This is a genomic window from Subdoligranulum sp. APC924/74, from assembly GCF_003324125.1.
Classification (GTDB): Bacteria; Bacillota; Clostridia; order Oscillospirales; family Ruminococcaceae; genus Gemmiger; species Gemmiger qucibialis.
On record NZ_PSQF01000002.1, the window covers coordinates 83420 to 108816 of the forward strand.

At 50.9% G+C, this 25397-nt stretch carries 24 protein-coding genes; 16 read left to right on the top strand and 8 right to left on the bottom strand.

Features of this window, described 5'->3' with window-relative positions:
* The first annotated feature begins 21 nt into the window (after positions 1-21).
* The 6 genes from C4885_RS01600 (at position 22) to C4885_RS01625 (ending at position 5773) form a co-directional block, all read left to right on the top strand.
* Positions 22-2307: a VirB4-like conjugal transfer ATPase, CD1110 family gene (locus C4885_RS01600; RefSeq protein ID WP_147237733.1), complete on the top strand. Its 2286-nt coding sequence runs from the start codon at positions 22-24 to the stop codon at positions 2305-2307.
* 5 nt (positions 2308-2312) lie between these two features.
* Positions 2313-2747, top strand: coding sequence for a DUF3846 domain-containing protein (locus C4885_RS01605; protein ID WP_113998747.1), 435 nt, complete (start codon positions 2313-2315; stop codon positions 2745-2747).
* A gap of 95 nt (positions 2748-2842) precedes the next feature.
* On the top strand, positions 2843-3232 hold the full coding sequence (locus tag C4885_RS01610) for a DUF6075 family protein (RefSeq protein WP_113998748.1): 390 nt from the start codon (positions 2843-2845) through the stop codon (positions 3230-3232).
* Positions 3233-3266: 34 nt separating this feature from the next.
* A complete protein-coding gene (locus C4885_RS01615) occupies positions 3267-4898 on the top strand; it encodes a M23 family metallopeptidase (protein ID WP_158538776.1) in 1632 nt (543 codons plus the stop codon).
* A gap of 127 nt (positions 4899-5025) precedes the next feature.
* Positions 5026-5424 carry a hypothetical protein gene (locus C4885_RS01620; protein ID WP_113998750.1) on the top strand — a complete coding sequence of 133 codons (399 nt, stop codon included), beginning with the start codon at positions 5026-5028 and terminating at the stop codon, positions 5422-5424.
* Entirely contained in the window at positions 5411-5773 is a 363-nt protein-coding gene (locus C4885_RS01625; RefSeq protein ID WP_113998751.1) for a hypothetical protein, read from the top strand. Before C4885_RS01620 ends, C4885_RS01625 begins: the two co-directional genes overlap by 14 nt.
* 314 nt (positions 5774-6087) lie before the next feature.
* On the opposite strand, the gene C4885_RS01630 is transcribed toward C4885_RS01625, so the two are convergent.
* The gene (locus C4885_RS01630) at positions 6088-6930 is read right to left on the bottom strand and encodes an AraC family transcriptional regulator (protein WP_158538777.1); all 843 of its coding nucleotides are present in this window, start codon (positions 6928-6930) and stop codon (positions 6088-6090) included.
* Between the two features lie 299 nt (positions 6931-7229).
* Here C4885_RS01630 and C4885_RS01635 point away from each other — a divergent pair, with 299 nt between their 5' ends.
* The 9 genes from C4885_RS01635 to C4885_RS01675 all read left to right on the top strand — a co-directional run bounded on the left by C4885_RS01635 (position 7230) and on the right by C4885_RS01675 (position 17522).
* Positions 7230-8522 (top strand): ABC transporter substrate-binding protein, encoded by a 1293-nt coding sequence (locus tag C4885_RS01635; protein WP_078785479.1) that lies wholly within the window; start codon positions 7230-7232, stop codon positions 8520-8522.
* Positions 8523-8661: 139 nt separating this feature from the next.
* Positions 8662-9555: a carbohydrate ABC transporter permease gene (locus C4885_RS01640; RefSeq protein ID WP_113998753.1), complete on the top strand. Its 894-nt coding sequence runs from the start codon at positions 8662-8664 to the stop codon at positions 9553-9555.
* Between the two features lie 15 nt (positions 9556-9570).
* Entirely contained in the window at positions 9571-10428 is an 858-nt protein-coding gene (locus C4885_RS01645) for a carbohydrate ABC transporter permease (RefSeq protein WP_113998754.1), read from the top strand.
* Positions 10429-10476: 48 nt separating this feature from the next.
* The gene (gnpA, locus tag C4885_RS01650; protein ID WP_113998755.1) at positions 10477-12648 is read left to right on the top strand and encodes a 1,3-beta-galactosyl-N-acetylhexosamine phosphorylase; all 2172 of its coding nucleotides are present in this window, start codon (positions 10477-10479) and stop codon (positions 12646-12648) included.
* Between the two features lie 69 nt (positions 12649-12717).
* A complete protein-coding gene (locus C4885_RS01655) occupies positions 12718-14151 on the top strand; it encodes an arylsulfatase (RefSeq protein WP_113998779.1) in 1434 nt (477 codons plus the stop codon).
* Positions 14148-15269 (top strand): anaerobic sulfatase maturase, encoded by a 1122-nt coding sequence (locus tag C4885_RS01660; RefSeq protein WP_113998756.1) that lies wholly within the window; start codon positions 14148-14150, stop codon positions 15267-15269. The genes C4885_RS01655 and C4885_RS01660 overlap by 4 nt, the downstream gene beginning before the upstream one ends.
* A 17-nt stretch (positions 15270-15286) precedes the next feature.
* Positions 15287-15853 carry a chromate transporter gene (locus C4885_RS01665; RefSeq protein WP_199488064.1) on the top strand — a complete coding sequence of 189 codons (567 nt, stop codon included), beginning with the start codon at positions 15287-15289 and terminating at the stop codon, positions 15851-15853.
* On the top strand, positions 15850-16416 hold the full coding sequence (locus C4885_RS01670) for a chromate transporter (RefSeq protein WP_113998758.1): 567 nt from the start codon (positions 15850-15852) through the stop codon (positions 16414-16416). Before C4885_RS01665 ends, C4885_RS01670 begins: the two co-directional genes overlap by 4 nt.
* A 26-nt stretch (positions 16417-16442) precedes the next feature.
* Positions 16443-17522 (top strand): phosphotransferase enzyme family protein, encoded by a 1080-nt coding sequence (locus tag C4885_RS01675; protein ID WP_113998759.1) that lies wholly within the window; start codon positions 16443-16445, stop codon positions 17520-17522.
* 375 nt (positions 17523-17897) lie between these two features.
* Here the strand turns inward: C4885_RS01675 and C4885_RS01680 are convergent, their stop codons facing one another.
* The 4 genes from C4885_RS01680 to C4885_RS17270 all read right to left on the bottom strand — a co-directional run bounded on the left by C4885_RS01680 (position 17898) and on the right by C4885_RS17270 (position 19379).
* Positions 17898-18206: a hypothetical protein gene (locus tag C4885_RS01680; RefSeq protein WP_113998760.1), complete on the bottom strand. Its 309-nt coding sequence runs from the start codon at positions 18204-18206 to the stop codon at positions 17898-17900.
* 66 nt (positions 18207-18272) lie between these two features.
* Positions 18273-18533: a helix-turn-helix domain-containing protein gene (locus C4885_RS01685; RefSeq protein WP_113998761.1), complete on the bottom strand. Its 261-nt coding sequence runs from the start codon at positions 18531-18533 to the stop codon at positions 18273-18275.
* 529 nt (positions 18534-19062) lie between these two features.
* Positions 19063-19248: a helix-turn-helix domain-containing protein gene (locus C4885_RS01690; protein ID WP_113998762.1), complete on the bottom strand. Its 186-nt coding sequence runs from the start codon at positions 19246-19248 to the stop codon at positions 19063-19065.
* A complete protein-coding gene (locus tag C4885_RS17270) occupies positions 19248-19379 on the bottom strand; it encodes a sigma-70 family RNA polymerase sigma factor (RefSeq protein WP_113998763.1) in 132 nt (43 codons plus the stop codon). The genes C4885_RS01690 and C4885_RS17270 overlap by 1 nt, the downstream gene beginning before the upstream one ends.
* Positions 19380-19661: 282 nt before the next feature.
* Between C4885_RS17270 and C4885_RS01700 the strand changes: the two genes are divergently transcribed.
* Positions 19662-20594 carry a tyrosine-type recombinase/integrase gene (locus C4885_RS01700; RefSeq protein ID WP_371681613.1) on the top strand — a complete coding sequence of 311 codons (933 nt, stop codon included), beginning with the start codon at positions 19662-19664 and terminating at the stop codon, positions 20592-20594.
* Here C4885_RS01700 and C4885_RS01705 read toward each other — a convergent pair.
* From C4885_RS01705 to C4885_RS01715, 3 genes are read right to left on the bottom strand one after another with little or no spacing between them, the layout of a single operon-like run.
* On the bottom strand, positions 20567-22093 hold the full coding sequence (locus tag C4885_RS01705; RefSeq protein ID WP_105204244.1) for a recombinase family protein: 1527 nt from the start codon (positions 22091-22093) through the stop codon (positions 20567-20569). The two genes, C4885_RS01700 and C4885_RS01705, sit on opposite strands and share 28 nt — an antisense overlap.
* Positions 22078-23736, bottom strand: a complete 1659-nt coding sequence (locus tag C4885_RS01710) for a recombinase family protein (RefSeq protein ID WP_105204243.1) — start codon at positions 23734-23736, stop codon at positions 22078-22080. The genes C4885_RS01705 and C4885_RS01710 overlap by 16 nt, the downstream gene beginning before the upstream one ends.
* A gap of 3 nt (positions 23737-23739) precedes the next feature.
* A complete protein-coding gene (locus C4885_RS01715; RefSeq protein WP_105204242.1) occupies positions 23740-25368 on the bottom strand; it encodes a recombinase family protein in 1629 nt (542 codons plus the stop codon).
* Between the last annotated feature and the right edge of the window lie 29 nt (positions 25369-25397).

A 25397-nucleotide genomic window follows, 5' to 3' on the forward strand; every position in this document is an offset into this window, starting at 1 on the left:
AAAACGCGCGGCAGCTATAAAATGCCCCGTTCCGTGCAGCAGAGCATCCCCATCGACAGAATCTATGCAGACGGTGTTTGGCAATCGGAAAATGTGTTCAGCTTGATGTGGCAAATCAGCGACATCAACTACGCCATGCAGAGTGACGCGGCCAAGCAGAATATTTTAACGCAGCTTGGCACGGTCTACGCGGGCATCCCCGCTGACTGCTGGATGCAAGTCTGCATCGTCAGCCAGCGCATGGATGAAAAAGCCTTTGCCCGTGATGTGCTGTACCACCGCGAGAACGACGGCTTTGATGCCCTCCGCGCCGAGCGTAACCGCCAAATCAAGGCCAACGCCCGCGAAAATGGAAATGTGGTGCAGCATAAGTACATCATCGTGTCCACGAACAAACCCGGCGTAAAAGAGGCCCGCGAACGCTTTGTACAGGTGCAGGGGCATTTGCTGTCTGCATTTTCCGCCTTGGAATGTGCCGTCACGCCGCTGGACAACCGCGCACGGCTGGAGGTACTGCACAAGTTTTTCCGCATTTCCGAGGAGGGTCGTTTTAACTTCGACTTTGATAATTGCGCCAAACTAGGGCAGGACTTCCGCGATTCTATCGCCCCGGACTGCATCCGCTTTTGCAAAAAGCATATTGAAATCGAGGATTTTTATGCCAAGTGCATGACGATCAGCGAGTACCCGCAGCAGCTTGATGATAAGTTTATCTCCGCACTGCTTCAGCAAGTGCCATACATTGTGTTATCAATCGACATTGAGCCGGTGGAAACCGAGGATGCTTTCAAAGAAATTGACAATGCGCAGATGAAAACCGATGCCGAGAAAGTCCGTTTCAATAAGAAATCCGTGGAAAATCTGGACTTCACTTCCTCCGTACCGCAGCGGACGCAGGAACAGGATCGCATCATTGCCAGCATCCGTAAAGAAATGACGGAAAATGACCAGCAAATGTTTTTGAGCCTGCTCACTGTCACTTACTTTGCTGACACACTGGAAGATCTCGCGCTGGAAACCGATGCACTGAAAACCACGGCGGCAAACTATAACTGCCGATTCACCGAGCTGTACTTTCAGCAGGAACGCGCCTTTGACACGGCTATGCCCTACGGTCTGCGCCGCATCGAGAGTGTGCGCACGATGCTGACGAAATCGCTGACAGCACTTGTACCGTTCAATACGCAAGAAATTCTCACACCGGGCGGCATTTGTTACGGCAGAAACGCCGTGACCGGCAACCTCATCATCGGGCTTCGCACTAGCCTTGTGAACGGCAATGCAATGGTTGTCGCTACCTCCGGCGGCGGTAAATCCATGTTTGTTAAGCTGGAAATTTTGATGCTGTATCTGCGGTTTACTAAGGCTAGATTCTATGTCGTAGATCCCGAAAATGAGTACGCGCCGCTTGTGCAGGAATTGGGCGGCGAGGTTGTGAATATCTCGGTGGACAGCGCTACGCACTTTAATCCGCTGGACTTCAAATACGATAAAGCAACGAAAATACCTCCCCATGTTGCTAAGGCAGAATTTGTATTGAGCCTGTGTGAGCAGATAATGGGCAAGGAGCATATTCTGGCCGGTGATAAAAGTCTGATTGACGATGCCCTTGAAAACATCTATAAACCTTTGATGGAATCCCACTATACCGCGCCATGCCCGACCATCAAAGACTTGTGGATGGCACTGAACAATCAGCGCGATAAACGGTCAAAGGAAATCGCGCTTGCATTGCGAATTTTCGCCACCGGCAGTATGCAAGCGTTCGCCCAGCCCACCAACGTGGACATGAGCAACCGCCTGATCTGCTTCAATATCCAAAGTTTGGGAGAGCAGTTAAAACCTGTTGCCATGCTCTCTATGCTGGAGTACATCAACACCGCCGTTATGAGCAACGAACGCAACGACCCCAAGGCCGCCACATGGGTATACTTTGATGAAATCTATCTGCTGCTGCGCGATTCTTTGAGCGCCAATTTCCTGTACACAAGTTGGAAGCGATTCAGAAAGTACAACGCCTACGCCACCGGCATCACGCAAAATGTGCAGGACTGCCTTACCAATGACACCGCCTATGCCATGCTGGCAAACTCCGAATTTGTGGTCATGCTGCGACAGACCAAGGACATTGACAGCGTGGTGGAGTTGTACGGCCTGTCCGAGCCGCAGCGAAAATACTTGCTGCTGGCCCAGCCCGGTGAGGGCATTATCAAAATGGGCAACAGCCTTATCCCTTTCAACAACCCCCAGCCCAAGGATACTAAGACTTACAAATTACTCACGACTAAACCCGGTGAAATGGAGTGAATCCTATGAGTGAAAATGAAATCCGCGTGCTGTATGTACAGCCCGGTAAATACCCGGAGGAACGCACAATTCCCAACACATTAAGGGCATTGCAGGAGCTTGTCGGCGGTGATATTGAATGTTGCCGTCCGTGGAGAGATAGCGTTTGCGTTATCTGCAACGACTCCGGGAAGATTGACGGTTTGCCGCCTAACCGGCTTTACGGACATACAGATTTTCTTGCAGGTTCTTTTGTGGTCTGCGGCAATGGCGGAGAAGACTTTATCAGTTTGACTGATAGACAGGTTTTCTTATATGAAAGGCTGTATCATAACCCTGTTGTCTTTCTCCCCACGCCGCACGGCCTGTTGCCGATGAAATGCACTCCTGAACAGTACGAGCAATTCCAGCGCGATGGCAATAAGCTGAAAATCAAACCCATCGACCACGGAGAACGCTAAGAGCATGATTTTACACAAACAAAAGGCGGGGTGTCGCCCGCCTTAGAATCTCAAAAATATAACCTCATATATAAAGAAAGCAGGAGGACACCACCATGACCGAACCTAAGTTTATGACCCCTGCCCACCGTAGGGCATACTTAACCCACCTCAACCGCTGCAAGGCAATGGACAGCTACCACCGCGCACTGATTTACATCTTGACAGCAGTACCCGCACTTCGGAATAACATTGACGCTTGTTTCAATTTTGAAAAGGACGAAATCAAGCCGGAATCGCTGGCCGCAGGATGGCAGACCAACGGCACAACCAAGCTGACACGGTTTGCCTATAATCTTTGGAATGGATACGATGACAAATCCTGTACGCCGTATGAGCTGTTCGACTGCTCCTTTGCGCCGTATATGTATGAGGCAGTGAAGCTGCGCTACCCGGAACACACACGCCAGTTGGATGATGTGGTGATCGACGATGCCCGGAATTAAAGGAAAGCGCAAACAGCTTGTGCGGAAAACACTCATGCGAGCCAAGTCGCAAGGGGAACATACTGCCGACCAGCGCCAGCAATCCCCCGAAGAATATGCACAGGGCGAGGTACAGCAGGGCGTTTCCGGCGCAGTTGACCGTGCAAACGGAACGGCGCAAAGAACCGCCCGCATGAGCTACCGCAAATTTCGCGCACTGCAAGAAAAGCGAAAAACTCTCGCCGTACAAAGCAGCACCGCAACAGCGCCAAAGCCGCCTGAAAAAGAAAAAGTCACCGTTCCCACGCAGGCCGAGCGCCGGGAATTGTTCAAAAAGCAGCGCTTTCGCCAAAAGGCCGTTGCAGCCAAAAAGCCCGCGCCCCAAGCCCCCGCACCGCCCGCTGACGTTCCTGCACCAACACCGCCACCCTACCGCGCCCAAATGCAGCGGCTGAAGCGGCGGCATCTGACCCGCGAAGTTGTGCGCCGCTATCTGCAAAGGCAGACGGCCACCACAGCAGCGGCCAGCACCGCTCCCCTCGTTACCCAAGCTCCCAAGCTACCTACAATCAGCCACAAACAAGCCACGGTTGATGCAATCAGCCGTGGCGTTCATTATATCGCAGCCAAAATCAAAGCCCTGCTCTCCCAAACCGTGCGCCGTGCCGCCCAATCGCTGCTGGCTCTGCTGGGCGCGGGCTGCGTGGTATTGGTGCTGGCGATGGTGATCGGCGCGGCGGCTGCGGTCATCGGCTCACCTATGGGCATCCTGTTTGCCAATGAATCCAACGACAACGACAGTATCCCTATTGCCGAAATCGTAGCCGAGACCAACGCCGACTTCGGCGCAGCCATCAACGACATCGTGTCGGCGCACCCAGAGTGCAGCGAAACCACCATTGCCTACGACTACGAGGGCGGTCACACATGGGCAAGTTATTGGCCGGAGGTGCTGGCAGTCTTTGCGGTGCATACCAACCTCAACGCCGACAGCGACGTGGTCGTTATCAACGCTGCCCAAAAGCAGCGCATCCAAGATACCTTTTGGGCTATGCACACAATCACCTATGAAGTCGAAGAAGTAGACGTCACCCCCGACCCCACCGAGGACGACCCCGACCCGGAGCAACAAACCGAGTATATCCTGCACCTCACCGTCAGCAGCAAAACCGTGGATGAACTGGCGGAGTTGTACAATTTTACCCAAGACCAAAAAGACATTTTACACGAACTTCTCTCCGATGAAATGCGCCCTACGCTGCTTGCCCTCTGCGGCGGCAGCATCGGCATTATCGAGGACGGCGAACTCTGCTGGCCGCTGCCCGGTCACACCTACATATCCTGCAATTTTGGCGAGGAAGATGCTTACGGCAACTCCGGCCATCGCGGTACGGATATTCCCGCGCCGGAGGGTACGCCTATCTTGGCTGCTCACGGCGGTACGGTCATCATTTCCGGCTGGAACAATAGCTATGGCAACCAAGTTCTGTTGGATAACGGCGCGGGCCTGTCTACGCGGTATGCCCACATGACTGCCGCTGCTGTTTCAGCGGGCGAAACCGTCACGGCGGGGCAAGTCATTGGCTATGTTGGCAACACCGGCGACAGCACAGGTTTCCATCTGCATTTTGAGGTGATGCAGAATGGTGTGCGCGTGAACCCACTGGATGCAGTTACTCCACAATAAGAATAAACATTTTCTTGCAAAATGTTGAAAATATAGTTGTAGTCCAGATTATAGGATAAGCAAGTGTGTATAATAGAGACAGTGACCCCCAGCATAAAGATAAAAATTGCCTGAAAGGAACTTCTCTATGTCATTCAAAATGAAAAGAACGCTTGAAATGCGGCGCGTTGAAAGCGCTTTTGCCGATTATTTGGAAAGCGAGGGCAGTGTTGACCTCCTCTGGTCTGATAAGGTTGGCTATGTATTTCTTACCATCAATGAGAAAACCCACGAATCTGAAAGCTGCGATGATTTACATACCGCGACACAGCTTTGCCACCGACTGCTGGATGATATGGCCATCACCGTGCTGATGCAGACAAAGCGCAATCACAACTTTTCTACTATGGATAAGGACGAAGCTGCACAAGTGCGGGCCGCTTGGAAGCCTGTAATCGAAAAACTGCCGGACTATGCTTATCTCTGCGATGAAATTCTCCGCGAAGCACAAGAAAATGAGGAGGAAAACGGCATTGATTTACAGTGAAGCCGAAAGGAAAGAAATTGAGCGCGTGTACGGCGTTTTCAAGGATTATATTCACGCAAGTAAATTCTTGGATTTTGTCTGGTCTGAAAAGCTGGGGTATCTGCTGCTGCATATCGACCCAACAAAAAACACCATCGAGGAGGATCAAATCATTACTTCTGCGGATGAATTGTGTGCCGAACTATTCAACGAAGTTGCAACGGATGTTTTTCAAGAAGCTAAGAGAGAACACTTTTATCCTGATGCAGATGATGACGAGATTGCGGAGATTCGCAGACGTTGGCAGCCGTATCTCGACTTGCTTCCTGCGTATAGGAGTTCATGCAGAGCGTTTCACACCGCAGAATAAGCGAAAAGAAGCCTTTAGCATGATATGCCCCCTATATAGCTTTCAGTGCTTTATTTCACTGTTCGCTATATAGGGGGCATCATTGCGCGGGCTGCTATTTATTTTGGCAATTTTGAGTTGTACTTTCGTGCCGAACAGCAGCAGAAATATTTGCTGCTGACACAGCCAATACATACGAAGTGCGGCAGGCTCTTGTTGAGAATGATATTGAATCACGCTATCCATGACGGAATCATTTGACAAAAATCGCCAAAGTGTGCTATTATATGCCGACTTTTAGTTTGTGAGATCGTTTCGCTTATAGGAAGTGGACATCAAAATTTCACTTGGTTTGCTTTACGATATTCTGTCGGGGATGTTCCCTCTATGTTGCTAAATGTCTTGCAAAAGTAGCTGGACGAAGAAAAGCCGAGAATGCTGGCAATCTGGGATGGTGCAAGGCCGGTTTCGGCCAATAGCCGCTTTCCCTCCCGGATGCGGCAGTCAATGATATAGTTGATAGGAGAGACACCATATTCGCGCTTAAAAGCGTGTGCCATGTGATATTTGCTGATACTAACCTTTTCAGCAAGCTCATCCAGCGTAAGATTTTCTTTATAATGGTGGTCGATATAGCGCTTTACAGTTGCACACTGGCGGTTAGCAGGCAGCCGAGAATGAATTGGAACAGCGGATACACTGGCATTTCGCATAAGCTGTACCACGATAATATCCATATAAGCCTGACAAAGTATCTGAAAATTGGATTCCCGATTCTGCATTTCCGTAAGGATCTTTCTCATGCAGGGCAGTACATCGTTGTTTCCGTCAAACGTATAAACGCAAAAGCTGCCCTCGGCGGCATCGGAAATCGTAAATTCTAACCCCTCGATACCCAGCACAATGTATTCCAGCGGGTGGGATTCCAAGCTGACCTCTGTATGGATAACATTGGGGTTTACAACAACAAGCTGGTGTGCCTGAACAGGGAATAATTTATCGTTGATTTGAAATTGCCCCGCACCATCTACAATATAAAATAATTCAGCATAGCTGTGAGAATGTGGAATGGAGGGCCAATCCCCGCTATACCTTGTGGAAGCAATATTGCGTAATTTCATCTTATCGCGGGGCAGGGAATCATCAGTCTGATTAAAGGAGTAGTTAATATGGCTCATGGGGGTCACACTTCCTATTTTGTAGTATATTGTCATTATATTGCACGAGGCTGAAAAATGCAAGACGGTATTCGGCGTTTTTGTCAACAACTAACATTTGATGAAAAAAGCAAATGGTAAAAATGCACAACGATTACCTACAAAAAACCAGCGATATGCCGAAAAGCAGCGAAACAGCAAGATTGTAAAATAGGTGGGCAAGATAATAATTGCTAAAAAACTGGAAAAGCACTAAACTTAAGTCACCGCGAAAGGGAAGTAATCCCGACACAGAATTTACACTTAGGAGGAAAACACAAATGAAGAAGATCGTTGCACTTTTGATGGCTTCTGCTATGGCAGCATCTCTGGCTGCTTGTGGTGGCAGCGCTCAAAGTTCGGAAGCTACCTCTACTGCTCCTGCTGAATCCACGGCTGCCGAGTCTACGGCTACTGATGGCAAGAAGTATGAGGGCGTTGAGTTGACCATGTGGTCCATGTGGTCTGCCGGTGAGGTTCAGGCAAATGCAATTCAGGCCGCCGCTGACGCTTTCGAGGCTGAAACTGGCGCACACGTCAACATCGAGTGGAAAGGCCGCGATGTCAACACCCTGATTTCTGCCGCGCTGGAATCTGGCGAAAAACTGGACATCTTCGAGGATGATTACAACCGTATCGGCCACGCTTACGCTCCCTACACCTACGACCTGACCGAGATGGCAGACGCTGTCGGTTATGATGACTTCAGCTATGCTTGCTTCAATGATCAGTCCAAAGAATGGGCTGGCTACCTGAACTCCATCGTAGAGCAGCCCCAGATTGGCGGTATCTTCTACAACAAGGACGTTTTCGATGCCTGTGGCATTACCGACGCCCCCAAGACTTGGGATGAGTTCCTGACTGTCTGCCAGACCCTGAAAGACAACGGCTATGAGCCGCTGGCGCTGGACGGTGCTTACGCAAACTTCAACTTCTACAACCATCTGGTCCGCCATCTGGGCGAGGACACCATTGCCGAGCTGGGCAAGAACGGTGGCTGGGCTGACAATGAAGCTGCTGTTACGGCTGCGCAGGAAATCATTGATTTCGTGAACGCTGGTTATCTGGCCGAGGGCGCACCTGATGCTTATCCTGCCAGCCAGACCAAGGTTGGCCTTGGCACGGCGGCTATGGTTGCTTGCGCAAACTATGTCACTTCCGAGGTTGATGCTGCTGTTGGTGAGCCTGTAAACTGGGGCTTCTTCAACTATCCCGAAGTCGAGGGCAATGTTGATGCTTCTGCTTACGCCGGTGCAAACTCTCTGGCCATCTCCTCTTCCTGCGAGAACCCGCAGGCTGCATTTGACTTCATTATGACCATCGTTACCGGCACCTGCGGGCAGGAGCTGGTTGACAAGGGCGGTCAGATCCCTGCTGACACCCGCCTGAAAGAGTCTGTCCTGGCCGGCTCTGTTGAGACGCTGAAGAACACCACCACCCCGATGAGCTGGTGCGGTTCTCTGAACACGCTGGACGGCTGGTCCTCCATCAAGAGCTCCATGATCGAGCTGTTCGAAGGCAAGTACGCAACCGGCGCCGACTACTGCGCTTACTTGGATACCCTGTGCGGCTAATCCTATAATAAATCACGGTACGCCGTCAAGCGGTGCGGCTGTAATGGATTTATTCAGGATTCCCTCAATCTGAACGGAGGCGGCACCTGAATGGGTGCCGCCTTTGCTTATGACATTTCATTTTTGAGGTATTACCAGTATGAAAAAGAACAAGACAATGATTTTCCTATTCATTCTGCCCACCGTTCTTTGCCTGTTGTTCATGTATGTCTATCCGGTCGTTCGGACAGTTATCATGAGTTTCTTTAAGGTAGAGAGCCTTACGGCAACTACAAGCACATGGAGCTTCTATGGGCTGCAAAACTATTTCAAAATCCTGCGCAATGCCGGTTTTATCAGTTCCATGAAAAACATGGTGATGATTTGGCTGGTAGGCGGCATCATTACGATGTGCCTGTCCATGTTGATGGCCGTAATTTTGACCAGCGGCATCCGCGGCGCAAAATTCTTCAAGGCCGCCATTTATATGCCCAATATCATCAGCGCCGTAGCACTGGCCACCATGTGGATTCAGTATGTGTTCAACTATGATTATGGTCTGCTGAACCAGATTGTCAAAGCATTCGGCGGCGAGAATGTCCGCTGGCTGGGTACAGACCTGATTTTCTGGGCTATGATGATTGCTTTCATCTTTGGCAGCGTTGGTTACTATATGCTGATTTTCATCAGCGGTATCGAAGGTATCCCGCAGGACTTGTACGAAGCTGCCACCATCGACGGCGCGAATATCTTTGACCGCTTTTTCCAGATTACGCTGCCCCTGCTGAAAGGCGTCATCCGCACCTGTGTTACTTTCTGGAGCATCAATGCTACCACATTCTTCCTGTGGACGAAGATGTTCTCCCCCATCAACACGGAAACGGCCACTATTGTGCCCGTTGTGTACCTGTACGATACGGTGTTTGGAGGCAAGGGCGTTGTCGAGCGCGATGCTGGTGCAGGCGCAGCGGTTGGCGTTGTGCTGACTTTGATTATCATTGCTGTGTACGTTATCACCAACCTGATCTTGAAAGACTCGGATCTGGAGTATTAAGGTAGGAGAGCAGTTATGGGAAAATATCACGATAGAATCAACTGGAAGAAAGAGCTTCGGCTTCTGCCCGGTTATATCATTGTTTGCGCGTGGGTCGCGCTTACGGCTGCCATCCTGTTCTGGATCGTCTGCGCCAGCCTTTCCTCAACAAAGGAAATTCTGACGGGCCGTGTTATGGACTTTTCCAATGGTCTGAAGTGGGATAACTACGTCACAGCTTGGAACACCCAAAATGTATCGCTGTATTTCTTCAACAGCTTGGTTTATGCCATTGTTTCCTGTGTGGGCGTATTGCTTATTTCCGCGCCCGGTGCTTATGTGCTTTCTCGCTGGAAGTTTGTCGGCGGTAAGGCCATCCGTATCGGCTTGGTCATTGCCATGAGTGTTCCCACCATTATGATCATCATGCCTCTCTACTCTTTGGCTGTGCAGTGGGGCATCAAGGGGCGCGTGCTGTTGGTTGTGCTGTACATTATGCTGCGCGTACCGTATACCACGATTTACCTACTGGATTTCTTCTCCTCACTGTCCCGGTCTTATGAGGAGGCGGCCTACATTGACGGATGCAGCCATTCTCGGACGTTCTGGCAGATTATGCTGCCGCTGGTTCAGCCCGCCATTATTACGGTTACGATTTTCAACTTCATGTCTGTGTGGAACGAGTTCTTCATGGCGTTGATTTTCACTACCAGCGATTCTATGACCCCTGTTGGTGTCGGTTTGTTGCAGATTGTCAACGCAATGAAATATTCCGGCCAGTACGGTGCTATGTTTGCCGCAGTTATCATTGTGTTCATGCCTACTTTCCTGCTGTATCTTTTCCTGTCTGAAAAGATTATTGTCGGTGCTACCAGTGGCGGCGTCAAGGGCTGATTTGACTTTCCTCCATTCAAAATATTACGTTTCAAGGAGAATCCTTATATGAATGATGTAAGAAAAATGGGCCGCGTGACGATTCCCACCGATACAGACGCAGTGTCTGAAACCCTCGACCTGCTGAAGCGCTGGGGCGCGGACGCCATCCGTGACTGCGACGGCACCGAGTTCCCGCAGGAGCTAAAGGACACCGGCGCAAAGATTTACGCCACCTATTACACTACCCGTAAGGACAACGCGTGGGCGAAGGCGAACCCCGACGAGACCCAGCAGTGCTACATCATGACCCCGTTCTACACCGCGGAGAACGGTGCGCTGACCATCCCTCTGATGACGGGCATCAGCCGCGAACTGATGAAGGTCAACGACCATGACGACATCACCCGCTGGTGGGAGGTCATCGACCGCACGACGGGTGAGCCCGTCTCCACCGCCGACTGGCACTATGATGCCGCCAGCGAGAGCGTTGTCATCGACGCCCCCGCCGCCTACCATGAGTATACGGTCAGCTTCCTGGCCTACCTGATTTGGGACCCCGTCCACATGTACAACTCGGTCATCAACGACTGGAAGGGCGTCGAACATCAGATTCCGTTTGATGTGCGCCAGCCCAAGACCCACGCCTACACGATGAAACGCCTGCGGGAGTATCTGGAAAGCCACCCCTATGTCAACGTTGTGCGCTTCACGACCTTCTTCCACCTGTTCACGCTGGTCTTTGACGAGCTGCGCCGCGAGAAGTACGTGGACTGGTACGGCTATTCGGCTTCTGTCTGCCCCTATATTTTGGAACAGTTTGAGAAGGAAGTCGGCTACAAGTTCCGCCCGGAGTTCATCATCGACCAGGGCTACTACAACAACCAGTACCGTGTGCCGAGCAAGGAATATAAGGATTTCCAGGCATTCCAGCGCCGCGAGGTCGCCGGGCTGATGAAGGAAATGACCGACATCGTCCACGCCTACGGCAAGGAAGCCATGATGTTCCTGGGCGACCACTGGATCGGCTGTGAGCCGTTTATGCCGGAATTTCAGCAGTCCGGCGTGGATGCCATTGTCGGCAGCGTCGGCAACGGCAGCACCCTGCGCCTGATTTCCGACATTCCCGGCGTCAAGTACACCGAGGGTCGCTTCCTGCCCTACTTCTTCCCCGATACCTTCCACGAGGGCGGCGACCCTGTGCGCGAAGCCAAGGAAAACTGGGTCACCGCACGCCGCGCCATCCTGCGCAAGCCCATTGACCGCATCGGCTACGGCGGCTATCTGAAACTGGCCTGCGAGTTCCCGGAGTTCCTCGACTATGTCGAGAGCGTCTGCAACGAGTTCCGCGAACTGTACGAGAACATCAAGGGCACCACGCCCTACTGCGTCAAGACTGTGGCTGTGCTGAACAGCTGGGGGCAGCAACGCGCGTGGGGCTGCCACATGGTCCACCATGCGCTGTACCAGAAGCAGAATTACAGCTATGCGGGCGTGATCGAAGCGTTGTCCGGCGCACCGTTCGATGTGAAGTTTATCAGTTTTGACGACATCAAGGCCGACCCGAAGGTGCTGGACGGCATTGACGTCCTTATCAACGTCGGCGACGGCGACACTGCCCACACCGGCGGCAAGGTCTGGGAGGACCCGGAAATTTCCTCTGCTGTCAAGGGCTTTGTCCATCGTGGCGGCGGCTTGATCGGCGTCGGCGAACCGGGCGGCCACCAGTATCAGGGGCGCTATTTGCAACTGTCCGCGCCGCTTGGCGTGGAGAAGGAAACGGGCTTCACCCTAAACTACGACAAGTACAACTGGGACGAGCACCGCGACCACTTTATTCTGGCCGACTGCCCCGACCATGATGTGGACTTTGGCGAGGGCAAGAAGAACATCTTTGCATGGGAAGGCACAGAAATTCTCATTCAGCGTGACAAGGAAGTCCAGATGGCTGCGCATGAGTACGGCAAGGGGCGCGGTGTGTATATCAGCGGTCTGCCGTACAGCTTTGTGAACAACCGCGTGCTGTACCGCGCCATCCTGTGGGCTGCCCACGATGAAGCCGACCTGCACAAATGGTTCAGCACGAACTACAATGTCGAGGTGCACGCCTACGTTAAGAACGGCAAATATTGTGTGGTAAACAACACCTATGAGCCGCAGGACACCACCGTCTACACCGGCGATGGAAGCAGCTTTACCCTGCACATGGACGCAAACGAGATCAAATGGTATAATCTGTAAAGCAGGAAAAAGGCGTGCCGTACTGTGCGGCACGCCTTTGACTGCAAAAACATTGATATGAGGTTTGTTATGGATAAACATCCTAATATTATCCTGCTTATGGCAGACCAGATGCGCGGCGATTGCCTTGGTATTGCCGGACACCCGGATGTAAAAACACCGTTTCTCGATGCACTGGCCGCAGAGGGCGTGCGCTATGAAAACGCCTATTCTGCCTGTCCGACCTGTGTTCCCGCACGTGCCTCTCTTTACACAGGTATGTCACAGGAACACACTGGTCGCGTCGGGTATGAGGATTTAGTGCCGTGGAACTATACCCACACGCTGGCTGGGGAACTGAGCAAGGCGGGCTATTATACGCAGTGCGTCGGTAAAATGCACGTTCACCCGCTGCGCAATAATTTGGGATTCAACGATGTACGGCTGCATGATGGCTATCTCCATGCCTACCGCCGCCCCAGTACGCCCAGTTATGAAGACCAGCGTGTGGCCGATGATTATTATTGGTGGCTCAAGCAGCAGCTTGGTGTGGATGCAGACCCCGTAGATACTGGCTTGGACTGCAACAGTTGGGTGGTTCGTCCGTGGATTTACGAAGAAAAGTACCATCCCACCAACTGGGTCGCCAGCGAGTGCCGGGATTTTCTGCGCCGCCGTGACCGTTCTAAACCTTTTTTCTTGATGGCCAGCTTCGTGCGGCCGCATCCGCCGCTGGACGCCCCGGAATATTATTTGAATTTGTACAAAGATAAGCCGCTAGCCGAACCTTGGCGCGGCGACTGGAACGACTGCGTCCGCTGGGAGCGCGACGGTCACAGTTACCATGCCCAGACTGCACCCTCGGATGAAAGCTATATTCAGCAGCTGCGGGCGGGCTATTATGCTGCCATCACCCATATGGATCATCAAATCGGACGCTTGATTTCCGCGCTGGTGGAAGAACAGATTATGGATAACACCGTGATTTTGTTTGTCTCCGATCACGGTGAAATGCTGGGCGACCATTTGATGTTCCAGAAAGCAAAACCATTCCAAGGCAGTATCCATGTACCACTGTTTATCTCCGGGCCGGAGCGTTACATCGGAAAGCGCGGCACGGTTCGCACGGACTTGGCTGAACTGCGGGATGTTATGCCCACGCTGTTGGAACTGGCAGGAGCCCCGATTCCCGAAACGGTGGACGGCACCAGCCTGTTGCACCCGCTAGACCGCGAATACCTGCATGGGGAACACACGCTGGGTGAAGATTCCATGCACTTTATCCTGACAAAAGAGGATAAATACATCTGGTACTCCCAGACTGGACGGGAACTGTACTTCAACCTGCGCGATGACCCGCACGAAACAAAAAATGCACTGGACGAAAACCCGGAGCGTGTAGCTGAACTGCGTGCCCTGCTGATTAACGCCTTAAAGAACCGTGAAGAACAGTACACAGACGGTCATACCTTGTTTGTGGGCAAAACGCCCCTGACCGTATTGCAGAACACCGAGGTGTTATGAAGCAGCTTCAATTTCTGATAAAACCCGCAGCCGGATTTTGCAATATGCGCTGCCACTATTGCTTTTATCGGGATGAGCAGCAAAACCGTAGCACTTCCGAAGATTGCATGATGACCTTGCAGACAGCCGAGACATTGATACGACGCTGTTTTGAGGAACTTGACCAAGGCGGCTTTGTTTCGTTTGCTTTTCAGGGCGGAGAACCAACCTTAGCAGGGCTGGATTTCTTTCTGTTCTTTACGCAGACAGTGCGAAAGTACAACCAAAAGTGTGTAACGGTGCAGTATGCCATCCAGACAAACGGCCTTGCTGTTGCCGAAGAATGGGCGAAATTTTTCCGCGAAGAAAACTTCCTTGTTGGTATCAGCTTAGACGGTACTCCAGATGTACATGATGCTTTGCGCCCAGATGTTTCCGGCGACGGAACATGGACAAGGGTCATGCAGATGATCAAACTGCTGGAGCAGTATCATATCGAGTGCAACCTTTTATGTGTTGTCACCAAGCGTCTGGCTAAAAAGGCGGAACGTGTGTATAAGTCTATGAAAGCAACGGGTGTGCGCTATCTCCAATTCATCCCTTGCTTAGACCCCTTGGGCGCGCAGCGAGGAATCGAAAATTACTCTCTTTCGCCGGAACTGTACGCGCAATTTTTGTGCGCCCTGTTTGACGCATGGTATCGTGACTGGAAAACAGGTGTCTATGTCAGTGTTCGCCTGTTTGAAGATTATATACAGCTGCTCATGGGCGCACCGACGGGAACTTGCTCCACCACCGGCGCGTGCGGTTCTTACATGGTTGTGGAGGGCAGTGGCGCTGTTTACCCGTGCGATTTTTACTGTTTGGACGAGTACAAACTCGGAACGATTCAAAATGACTCTTTACAATCGTTGCTTTTGGGGGAGAAAATGCGCATCTTTATAAAGGATGGCCGGAATGTCCCCGCAGAATGTCAGCAATGCAGATGGGTAAACCTATGTCACGGCGGCTGCAAGCGTGACCGTAATACAGCAGACAAAGCCCAACGCAGTTACTATTGCAAGGCACTGCAAAAGTTTTTTGCCTACGCTGAACCCCGAATGCGTGAAATGGCCCGTGCGGTGCAGATGTACCGCTGAAAAGGAGACAGATTCTATTGGACAAGAAAAATAAATATTGGCAGTTGTTCCTTTCTACCTTTAAACTCAGCGCGTGTACATTCGGCGGCGGGTTTGTCATTATCCCTCTCATGCGGGAGCGCTTTGTGAAAGAACTGCACTGGATTGAGGAGGAAGAAATGTTGGACCTGACGGCCATAGCCCAGTCCAGCCCCGGCTCTATCGCCATCAATGCCTCTATTCTGGTGGGTTACCATGTGGCAGGAATCCCCGGTGCATTGATTACCGTAGTTGGTTCAGCACTGCCGCCGCTGATTATCATTTCCATCATTTCTGCTTTCTACCAAGCATTTCGCTCCAACAAGTATGTGAGCATGGCTATGGCCGGTATGCTGGCCGGTGTGGCGGCAGTCATCTTTGATGTAGTCATCAATATGGCATGGCCCATTCTGAAAAAGAAGCGCCTGCTGCCCATCGCTGTGATGCTGGCGGCTTTCGTGGCGACTCGCTTTTTCTCCGTGAACATTATCCTGATTATTCTGGTCTGCGGTGTGATTGGTGCGTTGGATACGCTGTATCTGCAAAAGAAGGAGGTCGAGGAATGATCTATCTGGAACTGTTCTGGAGTTTCTTTCAAGTCGGCCTGTTCAGCATCGGCGGCGGGTATGCAGCCATGCCTTTAATTCAAGACCAAGTCGTGGATATTCACCCTTGGTTGACAATGACGGGGTTTGCCGACATTATGGCCATTGCTGAAATGACTCCCGGCCCTATCGCTCTTAACGCGGCAACCTTTGTGGGAATTCAGGTGGCTGGGCTGCCGGGAGCGCTGATTGCCACTATCGGCTGTATCTTCCCATCCTGTGTCATTGTGATGACTTTGGCTTATGTGTACTACCGCTTCCGTGGCTTGAGCATTGTGCAGGGGGTTTTGGCAGGGCTGCGCCCCGCTGTAATCGCTATGATTGCCTCTGCCGGTATCTCGTTGATGATTCTGGCACTATACGGCCAACGTACTCTTCCAGCAGATTTGAGCAGCTTTGACTTGATGGCGCTGGTAATTTTCCTTGCAGGCTTTTTCGTCCTGCGCAAGTGGAAGCCCAGCCCAATCAAGGTTATGGCGGGTGCCGCCGTGGCAGGCGTTGTGTTGTACAGCATCACGGCCTGATACAAAACCGAGAGGATGTATATGAAATGAACAAGATTTTAGCCGCGTGGGCGTGGAACGGCCCGGTGTCCGAGCCAATCGCCTATGGCGAAGGGCATATCAACCAGACGTATGCTCTCACCGAACAAGCAACGCAAAAACGCTATATTCTGCAAAAAATCAATACTGATACATTCAAAGACCCGGACGGTCTGATGGAAAATATTTGCGGTGTAACGGATTTTCTGCGCGAAAAGGCCAAACAGCGCGGGGCTGACCCGGAACGTGCCACGCTCCATGTTGCGCTGACCAAAGCTGGAAAGCCCTATTATAAGGCCGCCGACGGCGGTTGTTGGCGTGTCTATGACTTCGTGGAGAACACCGTCTGCTTGCAGCAGGTGCAGTCCTCCGAAGATTTTTACCAAAGCGCCGTTGCTTTTGGCAATTTCCAACACCAGCTTGCCGACTACCCGGCAAACACCCTGCATGAGACGATTCCTCACTTCCATGATACACCAAAACGCTTCGCGGACTTCCAGCGTGCTGTGGCTGAGGACCGCATGGGACGCGCCGCACAGGTACAGCGCGAAATTGAGTTTGTCCGCGCCCGTGAAGAGGATTATCATGTTATGGTGGACCTGCTGACAGCGGGCAAACTGCCGTTGCGCGTCACCCACAACGACACCAAGCTGAACAATATCCTGTTCGACAAAACGACTGGGGAGGGGCTGTGTGTTATCGACCTCGACACTGTCATGCCGGGGCTGGCCGCGAACGATTTTGGCGATTCAATCCGTTTTGGCGCTAACCACTGCGCCGAGGATGAATCCGACCTCTCGAAAGTGAATTTCAGCATGGAACTGTTTGAAATTTACACCAAGGGCTTCTTGCAGGCAGCAGGTGAAGCGTTCACCCCGCTGGAAAAGCAGACCCTGCCGTGGGGTGCCAAACTGATGACGATGGAATGTGGTATGCGCTTCCTCGCCGATTATCTGGAGGGCGACCACTACTTTCACATCAACTACGAGACTCAAAACCTCAACCGCGCCCGAACCCAGTTCAAACTGACCGCCGACATGGAGAAAAGCTGGGATGTTATGCAGAAAATCATTGAGAAATATTGTTGATAGATATTTGATGCTCTTTTTTCTGCGTTTTGCGTAATGCAAAATCGCGTTTTCTCCTTTTTATAACGCCCGCGCCTGAAAAGCGCGGGCGTTTTTTACTCTACGTCGAGGTCAATAAGTTGAACACCGGGATTCTGGATGCCTTGGTGAAAAAGCACAGCGCAAGCTGTACATTTTACAACAATAGTGTAGAAAACATAGCCCCTTGCACTGGGCCACCCTTACGCACCGAAATACGATGTAAGTATAGTTACATTACGTTTCAGGCCCGACAGCCAAATTGGCTGTCGGGCCTTTTTTGTGCTTGTCTTTTTGAATATGCACGTTGAAACGATATTTTTATTGCGCTCGTGCACCTCCTTTTTGAGCTTCTATTCAATGAAACTCAAAATTTTGGAGGTAAATATGTCCAGAAAAAAGGATGCCAATAAATATTGGATTTATGGTGAGGATGCCGCACTGGCCGCGCAGTTTACCGCGTATTTGGCCACGGTGCTGAAGAACCGCAGGTTGACCTATATCCGCCATCTGAAGAAGATTCAAAAGGTGGAATGTTCCTATGAATATGCTGCCGAAACCATTGAACACGTAGATTCCATCCGGGAGGAATCCTTGGAATCTGCAGTAGAAGCCAAACTGATGTGGGAGGCTATCAAGCCCTATTTGCACAACTTTCGTTTTCATTGCGTTGCTCCTTTCCGACTATCTGACGGTAATGGTGACACCTATATGATAGCGGATATGCGCTTTTTACTCCACGCTGTCGATTGTCGCATTGACAGTGTTGCAATCTTCGGGTGTTTCGTTCTGCAAAAAGCGAATTACGTTTACCTTGGGGATGCGGTAACTGCGTCCGATGCGAAATGCCTTGATTTTCCCTGCATTCAGCATACGATATGCCGTTTTCTTACTCACGGGCCGCGAACCGCCCAGCATCTCGCAAAGCTGTGGTACATCCACTACATCGGGGTATTTTCGGAAAATTTCTCGCTTTCCAAATGGTTCTCCCATAATCGTCAACTCCTCTCAAAAATAATTGCGGATTTAATTCCACAAGCATGGCGGTCACCTGTGGAAAACAAGTGACCGCCATAATCTGAAATTAAATTGTATATCCTATTCGACACTACTTCCCGGATATAGGGCAGACCATTGACCCGGCTGCTGGAGCAGCGCCCGCGTCCTGTACCACATTGTTGGCAGTACCGCCGATTCCTTGAGGGTATCGCAACGGTGCGTATCATAATGATCGACCCTTTCATCGCATAGGCGGTGTTCCACGCCGCCCCTCTGAGCGCCTGTGAGCGCGTTTATAGCGACAGGAATATCCTATCATAGCTAAACCGCTGCACACGCCTTAGAGTCTGCTTGCCGTCGCTCCGTGGGTTGCGGCAAGATCGAATTTATGTAGCCAATGGTCTGGTTATTCTGCTTTCAAGGTTCTCTCAAGGGGAGAGGGCCTTTCAACACCCTCTATAACTTATATACTCTGCAAAAATAAAAACCTTGAGGGAAAAATTAAAATTATTTTTCGCGCTGCTCACATACGAAATTTGGAAACCGCAATCAGAAATTCAATGACCTGTGTTTGAAACAGATCTTCGTCAAAGCGGCCATTTACAAAGCTGTAACTGCGCAGCAATGTGTAGTAGCGCTCATACAGCTTTTGGATAGCGGTGTGGTTGGCTTTTTTGGCCTGTGCCAGCAGTTCTCTATATGCTCCCATCAGTGTTCCCCCATTGCATTGCGGATTTTATTGATTGCATTGTGTTTGTGCGTACTCACGGTGTCAGGCTTGATTTTCAGCTTCGTCGCCGTATCGGCAATCGAAAGCCGGTCAATGTACAAGCAAATCATAACCTCACATTCTTTCGGGGAGAGCTTACAGGCTATCTTACGCAAAAACACGGATTCTATTATGTCGTTCTGAATCTGCCCACAGATGAAAAAGGAAAGCGAAACCGCAAAACGCTGAGTACAGGGTTGTCCACCGACCGCAATGCAACCAAGGCCAAGGCGCTGCTCCTGACGATGATCCGCGAAGCCAATGCCGGAGAGGAAGTGCGTGGTGTAAACGAGCGTCAACCCAAAAGCCAAAACAAAACGGAAGATGAAAGATGGAATTCACCTTGGCCGGGTATGCTGTTCTCGGATTACCTTGAATTTTGGTTGCAATGGAAACGCAAAAGCTGGGAAGAAGTTACTTATTCCGGCTATTGCCAGAATGTCAGATCGTGGATTGAACCGTATTTTGCTAAACGGAAAGTACGTTTGAACGAAATCACAGTGCTGGATATTGAAATGTTCTACACACATGAAATCAACCAGCGCGGAGTAAGCGGAAACACCGTACTTCATTACCATGCCAACATCCGCAAGGCTTTATCTGACGCGGCAAAGCTCAAATTGATTCCCTATAACCCTGCTGCCGAAGTGGAGCGCCCCAAAAAAGACAACTTTGTTGCCAGCTATTATTCAGCGGATGAATTAATGGAAGTGCTGCCTATTTTTGCAAATACCAAAATGGAACTTCCTGTCATGCTTGCTGCGTTCTATGGATTGCGCCGTAGCGAGGTAATCGGTCTGCAATGGTCGGCCATCGACTTTGAACGGAAAATCGTCACGATTTCACGCACCTTTGAACGCATCAATGTGGATGGCAAAATGGTGGACGTTTCCAAGTGCCGTACAAAAAACAAGGCCAGCTTCCGCAGTTTGCCTCTGATTCCCGCAGTAGAACAGGCTTTACTGAAAGCCCAAAAACGCCAGCACCAGCAAATGAAACTTTGCGGCGGCAGCTACTGCAAGGAATATAAGGACTACATCTGCGTGGATGATATGGGTCATCTTGTGACCCCGGACTATGTGACACGGGTTTTCCGCGAAATGCTCTTAAAGAATGGTTTCCGCCCGATTCGTTATCATGACCTCCGCCACCCGTATGTCAAGCACACGACAAAAAAATATAATTCTGAAAAGCAGAAAACCCAAGCTACCAAGATTGTGGATTTGATAGCCTGGGGTTTCTGTTTTTGTTTCGTCTGTTATTCAAAGCGGTCATGGACCTTGTAAACAATCTCAATGCGGTTGTCGGGGAATATATATACCTTTTCAATCAGCAGATCGGTCAGCTCGGAAGTTAGCGCATCCGCTTCTGCAATCGAGTGAACGATCTCTTGCCGGTTGCTTTGGCGGGCCTGTTCTTCTCGCTTCAGTTTTGCCTGGGCGGTGACAGCAGCATAGGCATTTTTGACTTTCCGTATTTCTGCGTCATAATCTGTTTTCCGCGATTTATAAGTGTCCAGCTCGATCTGCCCCAGGAGATACCGTTCAAAGAGAGCTTGCTTCTGATCCCTCAAATCTTCCAACTGTTTCTCATATTCGGAGCATTTAGCGGCGGTGGCGTCCAGGTGAAGGGTTCCGTCCTCATGTGCAGGCAGCAGGATTTCCAGCTGTTTTTTCAATGTGATAAGCACCGCTTCTTCCAGCCCGGCAGCGTCCGCTCGTATAGTATGGCAGCGGCTGTTTACGTCGGCAGTCGAATGACGGCACATATAAAACGGCTTCTTTTGAGCAATGCGGGAAAGTGCATGGTCACAGCAGCCACAATAGACCTTGCCTTTCAGTGGATACTCCCTGATTTTCCGGGTCGGTAAGGAAAACCGGCGCTGCACGGCCTGCACCTTCTCAAACAGCTCTTTCTCAATAATTGCCGGATGGTGGTCGGGAATAATGAACCATTTGTCACGGTCCTTCATGCGGCTCCGTGTACCTCCCACTTCAATGACTGCCCGCCGTCCAATGACGTAGGAACCGATATAGCGTTCGTCCTCCAGGATGCGGAGAACCGTAGAACTGCTCCAGCGGCCACGAGAGCGTGAGACATCGTGGTACTGCTGTCCATGAGTGGCTTTATATTCCCCTGGGGTTGGGATGCCTCGCTTAAATAGTTCCCTGGTAATGGCTGCCGCCCCAATGCCGGTTGCCGCAAGCTGGAAAATGAGCTGTACCACCGCAGCAGTTTCCGGGTTTGGCTCCATTCTGCCATCGGCGCTTTTGCGATACCCATACGGGCAAATCTTACTCTGATATTCTCCGCGCTGCATTTTGGCGTACTTGGCGCTTTTGGTTTTCATGGACATATCGCGGCTGTAATACTCGCTGATCAAATATTTGAAAGCCACATCCATCCCGCCGGTATCGCCTTTGTGCTGATCGCTGTCGAAATCGTCATTGATGGAGATGAACCGGGTGTGAAACAATGGGAACACCCGCTCGATGAAGTATCCGGTTTCGATGCTGTTTCGCCCAAATCGAGAAAAATCTTTGACAATGATGCAGTCAATCTGATTGGCCCGAACCAGTTCAATCAGTTCCTGGACTTTGGGACGCTCAAAATTTGTCCCGCTATATCCGTTGTCGATAAATTCCAGAACCTCTGCGTCAGTGGACTCCGGCATGGAAGAAACGAACTCGTTCAGCACAAGGTGCTGGTTCTCAATGCTCATGCTGTCGTATTTGTAATCCTCCAGGGAAAGACGGATATATAGGGCGATTACATATTTCTGCATTGGTTCAGCACCTCCTCGCAATGCTCAAATTCGCTTTGAAAACGGAAATGAACTGTAATCTGTTTCTCCCTGGAAACCTCCACACGTTCAATCAGCCGGTCAATCAGGGCTGCCGTCAGATGGCGATCTTCCTTGATATGCTGTGCATCCTGGGACAGCATTTTATACTGTTCCAGCTGCCTGGCAATAATCGCAAGCCCTGCTTTCAGCTGCTCAATTTCCTTGCTGACCGCCTCGATTTTGGCTTCGTACTTGTCCTTTAAGGCAAAATACTCGTCTTGTGACAGATGGTTCTGGATCAGACCCTCATACAATCCGCGCTGGTAGGTACGCAGCTGTTGGATTTCCTGTTTCCGGCTGGCAATTTTATCCTGAATACTTTTCTGTTCCTTAGCTTCTTTGGAGAGATTTTCCGGGCTGAGGGAGTATTGCCCCAGCGTGGTATCGAGCTGTTCCTGCAATATATCCGCCAACGCATCCAGCAGGTTCATTTCATCAATGAAAACGCCGGGGCAAGCACCCTTTTTGATGCGGTTATTGCTGATACAATGGTAGACATATACATCCGGCGTCTTTTTGCGGACGCATTTTTGCCGGTGGAGGCTGTGTCCGCAGTGGGCGCAGAAAATTTTCCCTCTCAAAAGATTGGGGGACCAGGAATGTATTTCCCTGTCTTTGGCCTGTTGTGCGGCACAGTCTAAGACTTTTTGTACAGCATCGAACAGCTCTCTGCTCACAATGGCCTCATGCGTATCACGAACGACCGTCCATTCATCGGCGCTGGCCCTGACCTGTTTGTGGTCGATGACCTTGGAAACGCCCTGCACAAGATCGCCGGCATAAACGCCTGCCCGGAGAATTTTGGCAACCGTGCGCGTCTGCCAATTCCCATTTCCAATCAAATTCTCATGGGTAATCTCGCCCAGCCTTTTCTTATAGTGACTTGGGGCGAGGACTCCGGCCTCGTTTAATCGAACCGCAATAGTGTTCAGGCCATCGCCTTCAGCGGCCCACTGAAACATAGTTTTGACCACCTCAGCCGCCACCGGGTCAACGATCAGCTGGTGGCAATCATCGGGGGCTTTCAAATATCCATAGGGTGTACGCCCGCCAACGTACTTGCCATCTTTCATTGCCTGCCGCTGCTGCGCTTTGATCTTTTTCGCTATATCCAGCGCATAGGCTTCGTTAATCATGTTCCGCAGAGGAATGATGATGCCATCATGGGCATGATCCGGGGAGGAAGAATCATAGCGGTCATTCACAGCGATAAATCGAACCCCCTGTGCAGGAAAATACCGCTCGATATAGTAGCCAGTGTCGATGACATTCCTCCCCAGGCGGGAAAGATCTTTGACAATGACACAGTTGATAAGGCCCGCTTCAATATCGGAGAGCATCTGCTGGAAGCCGGGCCGGTGAAAATTCGTACCCGTTGCACCGTTGTCAATGTAGGTTTGAACCACGATGATTTCCGGGTTCTGCTCCAGATACCGGGCGATAATCAACTGCTGGGTTTCAATAGAGGCAGTACGGGTATGCTTATCCTCAACGGAAAGCCGCACATAAACTCCGGCACGGCAAGTTGTATCTATCTCCGGTGCAGGAAGCACCACGGTTTCTTTTCTGCTTTTTCTTGCCACAAATCATCCCACCTTTCTTTGGCTTGTCTGCTCCGCCAGCTGAATCAGCTGAATGGCTTTCTGATATTCATCCTGATATGTGAAGGTGATCTCCAGTTCCTTTTTCCCAATCACCTTGATACTCTGTATCATGTGGACCACAGCTTTGCGGTCCAGGGTCTCCATCGTGGAAAACTGCGTGAAATGAGAAATCCAACGGTTTCGCTCACTTCGGTTTTCCAACACATCGGACAGCTTATCTTTCAGAGTGCGGATCGCTTCTTTCGCATTTTCCGCAGCCCTTGTGTATTTGGCTTTATAATCGGTGTATTCTTCTTTGTTGATTGTGCCGGTAACCAGGTTTTCGTAAAGGCGGGCCTTAAACTCCAACGCCTGCGCCAACTGCCGCTCATTGGCTGCGATGTGGGAAGCGTATTCATTCGCCAGCGCCTGGTTGATGCTGCTCTGGTCGATGCCGTCCAGAATGGCTTGCAGGCAGGTCACATTGTCTATGTACCCCTTCAGGCTGTCTTTGACGCACTCCACCAGATCGCTCTCCTTGAGCATCACAGGATTGGCACAGCCATGCTTTTTCCCGGTGGGGCAGTAATAATAGTGGTATTCCTTGCCCTTGACCCGGTTCGTTTTCCGCGTCATGCGCGCCCCGCAGCAGCCGCAGATTAAGATGCCGGAGAACAAATACACAGTGTCTTTCTTTGGTGACGTGCGGGTATCCAGTCTGCGGATACGCTGAACAAGCTCGAAATCCTGCTTGGGGATCAGCGCCTCATGAGCGTCGGGAACGCGAATCCATTCAGAGGATGGCCGCTGCTCCATCTGCTTGATTTTATAGTGCGGCGTACCCTGTTTTCCCTGTACCAGCGTGCCAGTATAGGTTTCGTCCTGCAAAATGCGGATAACCGTCGTAGCAGACCATTTACAGTCCTCTTTGTCTGTGTATCCATGTTTGGCATAAGGGAAACCGTTGTTTTTCTTATAGGCCAGTGGCGACAGGACGCCCATATCATTTAAGGTAGTGGCGATCCGCAGTGCGCTTGTCCCATCCAGACGCATACGGAAAATGTCCTGGACAACACGGGCCGCATACGGGTCTGGTACAAGCAGGTTTTTGTTTTCCTCTGACTTCATATAGCCGTAAACAGGGAAAGCCCCAACAAAATCTCCGTTCCGCCGCTTTATATCCAAAGAGGTACGGGTTTTGATGGAAATGTCCCGGCAGTAGGCTTCGTTCATAATGTTCTTGACGGATACGGTCAAGTCGTCCCCGCTGTTCTCATGGGCAGTGTCGATATTATCCGTGATGGCAATAAAGCGAACCCCATAAGCGGGAAACACCCGCCGCAGGTAGCGCCCGGTTTCGATGTATTCCCGCCCCAGGCGGGAAAGGTCTTTGACTATGACGCAGTTGATCTTGCCATCGGTAATATCCTGCATCATTTCCTTAAACGCCGGACGGTCAAAAATGATACCGCTGTAACCATCGTCGATTTTTTCGGATATGATTTCAATGTCCGGGTTCCGTTTAATAAAATTCTCAATCAGCTTTCGCTGATTGGTAACGCTGTCGCTCTCGCTGGAGCGGTCATCTGTGTAAGACAGACGAATGTAAGAGGTTGCCTGATATTTTGGCATGAAAAAGCACTCCTTTCCTCCCGGAAGCT

What these genes read in the sequence shown, in the direction of transcription:
- C4885_RS01600 (WP_147237733.1), top strand. Translation starts at nt 22, where the DNA reads ATGCCCCGTTCCGTGCAGCAGAGCATCCCCATCGACAGAATCTATGCA.
- C4885_RS01605 (WP_113998747.1), top strand. Translation starts at nt 2,313, where the DNA reads ATGAGTGAAAATGAAATCCGCGTGCTGTATGTACAGCCCGGTAAATAC.
- C4885_RS01610 (WP_113998748.1), top strand. Translation starts at nt 2,843, where the DNA reads ATGACCGAACCTAAGTTTATGACCCCTGCCCACCGTAGGGCATACTTA.
- C4885_RS01615 (WP_158538776.1), top strand. Translation starts at nt 3,267, where the DNA reads ATGCGAGCCAAGTCGCAAGGGGAACATACTGCCGACCAGCGCCAGCAA.
- C4885_RS01620 (WP_113998750.1), top strand. Translation starts at nt 5,026, where the DNA reads ATGTCATTCAAAATGAAAAGAACGCTTGAAATGCGGCGCGTTGAAAGC.
- C4885_RS01630 (WP_158538777.1), bottom strand. Translation starts at nt 6,930, where the DNA reads ATGAGCCATATTAACTACTCCTTTAATCAGACTGATGATTCCCTGCCC.
- C4885_RS01635 (WP_078785479.1), top strand. Translation starts at nt 7,230, where the DNA reads ATGAAGAAGATCGTTGCACTTTTGATGGCTTCTGCTATGGCAGCATCT.
- C4885_RS01640 (WP_113998753.1), top strand. Translation starts at nt 8,662, where the DNA reads ATGAAAAAGAACAAGACAATGATTTTCCTATTCATTCTGCCCACCGTT.
- C4885_RS01645 (WP_113998754.1), top strand. Translation starts at nt 9,571, where the DNA reads ATGGGAAAATATCACGATAGAATCAACTGGAAGAAAGAGCTTCGGCTT.
- gnpA (WP_113998755.1), top strand. Translation starts at nt 10,477, where the DNA reads ATGAATGATGTAAGAAAAATGGGCCGCGTGACGATTCCCACCGATACA.
- C4885_RS01655 (WP_113998779.1), top strand. Translation starts at nt 12,718, where the DNA reads ATGGATAAACATCCTAATATTATCCTGCTTATGGCAGACCAGATGCGC.
- C4885_RS01660 (WP_113998756.1), top strand. Translation starts at nt 14,148, where the DNA reads ATGAAGCAGCTTCAATTTCTGATAAAACCCGCAGCCGGATTTTGCAAT.
- C4885_RS01670 (WP_113998758.1), top strand. Translation starts at nt 15,850, where the DNA reads ATGATCTATCTGGAACTGTTCTGGAGTTTCTTTCAAGTCGGCCTGTTC.
- C4885_RS01675 (WP_113998759.1), top strand. Translation starts at nt 16,443, where the DNA reads ATGAACAAGATTTTAGCCGCGTGGGCGTGGAACGGCCCGGTGTCCGAG.
- C4885_RS01680 (WP_113998760.1), bottom strand. Translation starts at nt 18,206, where the DNA reads ATGAAAACGAAAGTTGTGCAAATAGGGCTTGATAGCCTCCCACATCAG.
- C4885_RS01685 (WP_113998761.1), bottom strand. Translation starts at nt 18,533, where the DNA reads ATGGGAGAACCATTTGGAAAGCGAGAAATTTTCCGAAAATACCCCGAT.
- C4885_RS01690 (WP_113998762.1), bottom strand. Translation starts at nt 19,248, where the DNA reads ATGGGAGCATATAGAGAACTGCTGGCACAGGCCAAAAAAGCCAACCAC.
- C4885_RS17270 (WP_113998763.1), bottom strand. Translation starts at nt 19,379, where the DNA reads ATGATTTGCTTGTACATTGACCGGCTTTCGATTGCCGATACGGCGACG.
- C4885_RS01700 (WP_371681613.1), top strand. Translation starts at nt 19,662, where the DNA reads ATGCTGTTCTCGGATTACCTTGAATTTTGGTTGCAATGGAAACGCAAA.
- C4885_RS01705 (WP_105204244.1), bottom strand. Translation starts at nt 22,093, where the DNA reads ATGCAGAAATATGTAATCGCCCTATATATCCGTCTTTCCCTGGAGGAT.
- C4885_RS01715 (WP_105204242.1), bottom strand. Translation starts at nt 25,368, where the DNA reads ATGCCAAAATATCAGGCAACCTCTTACATTCGTCTGTCTTACACAGAT.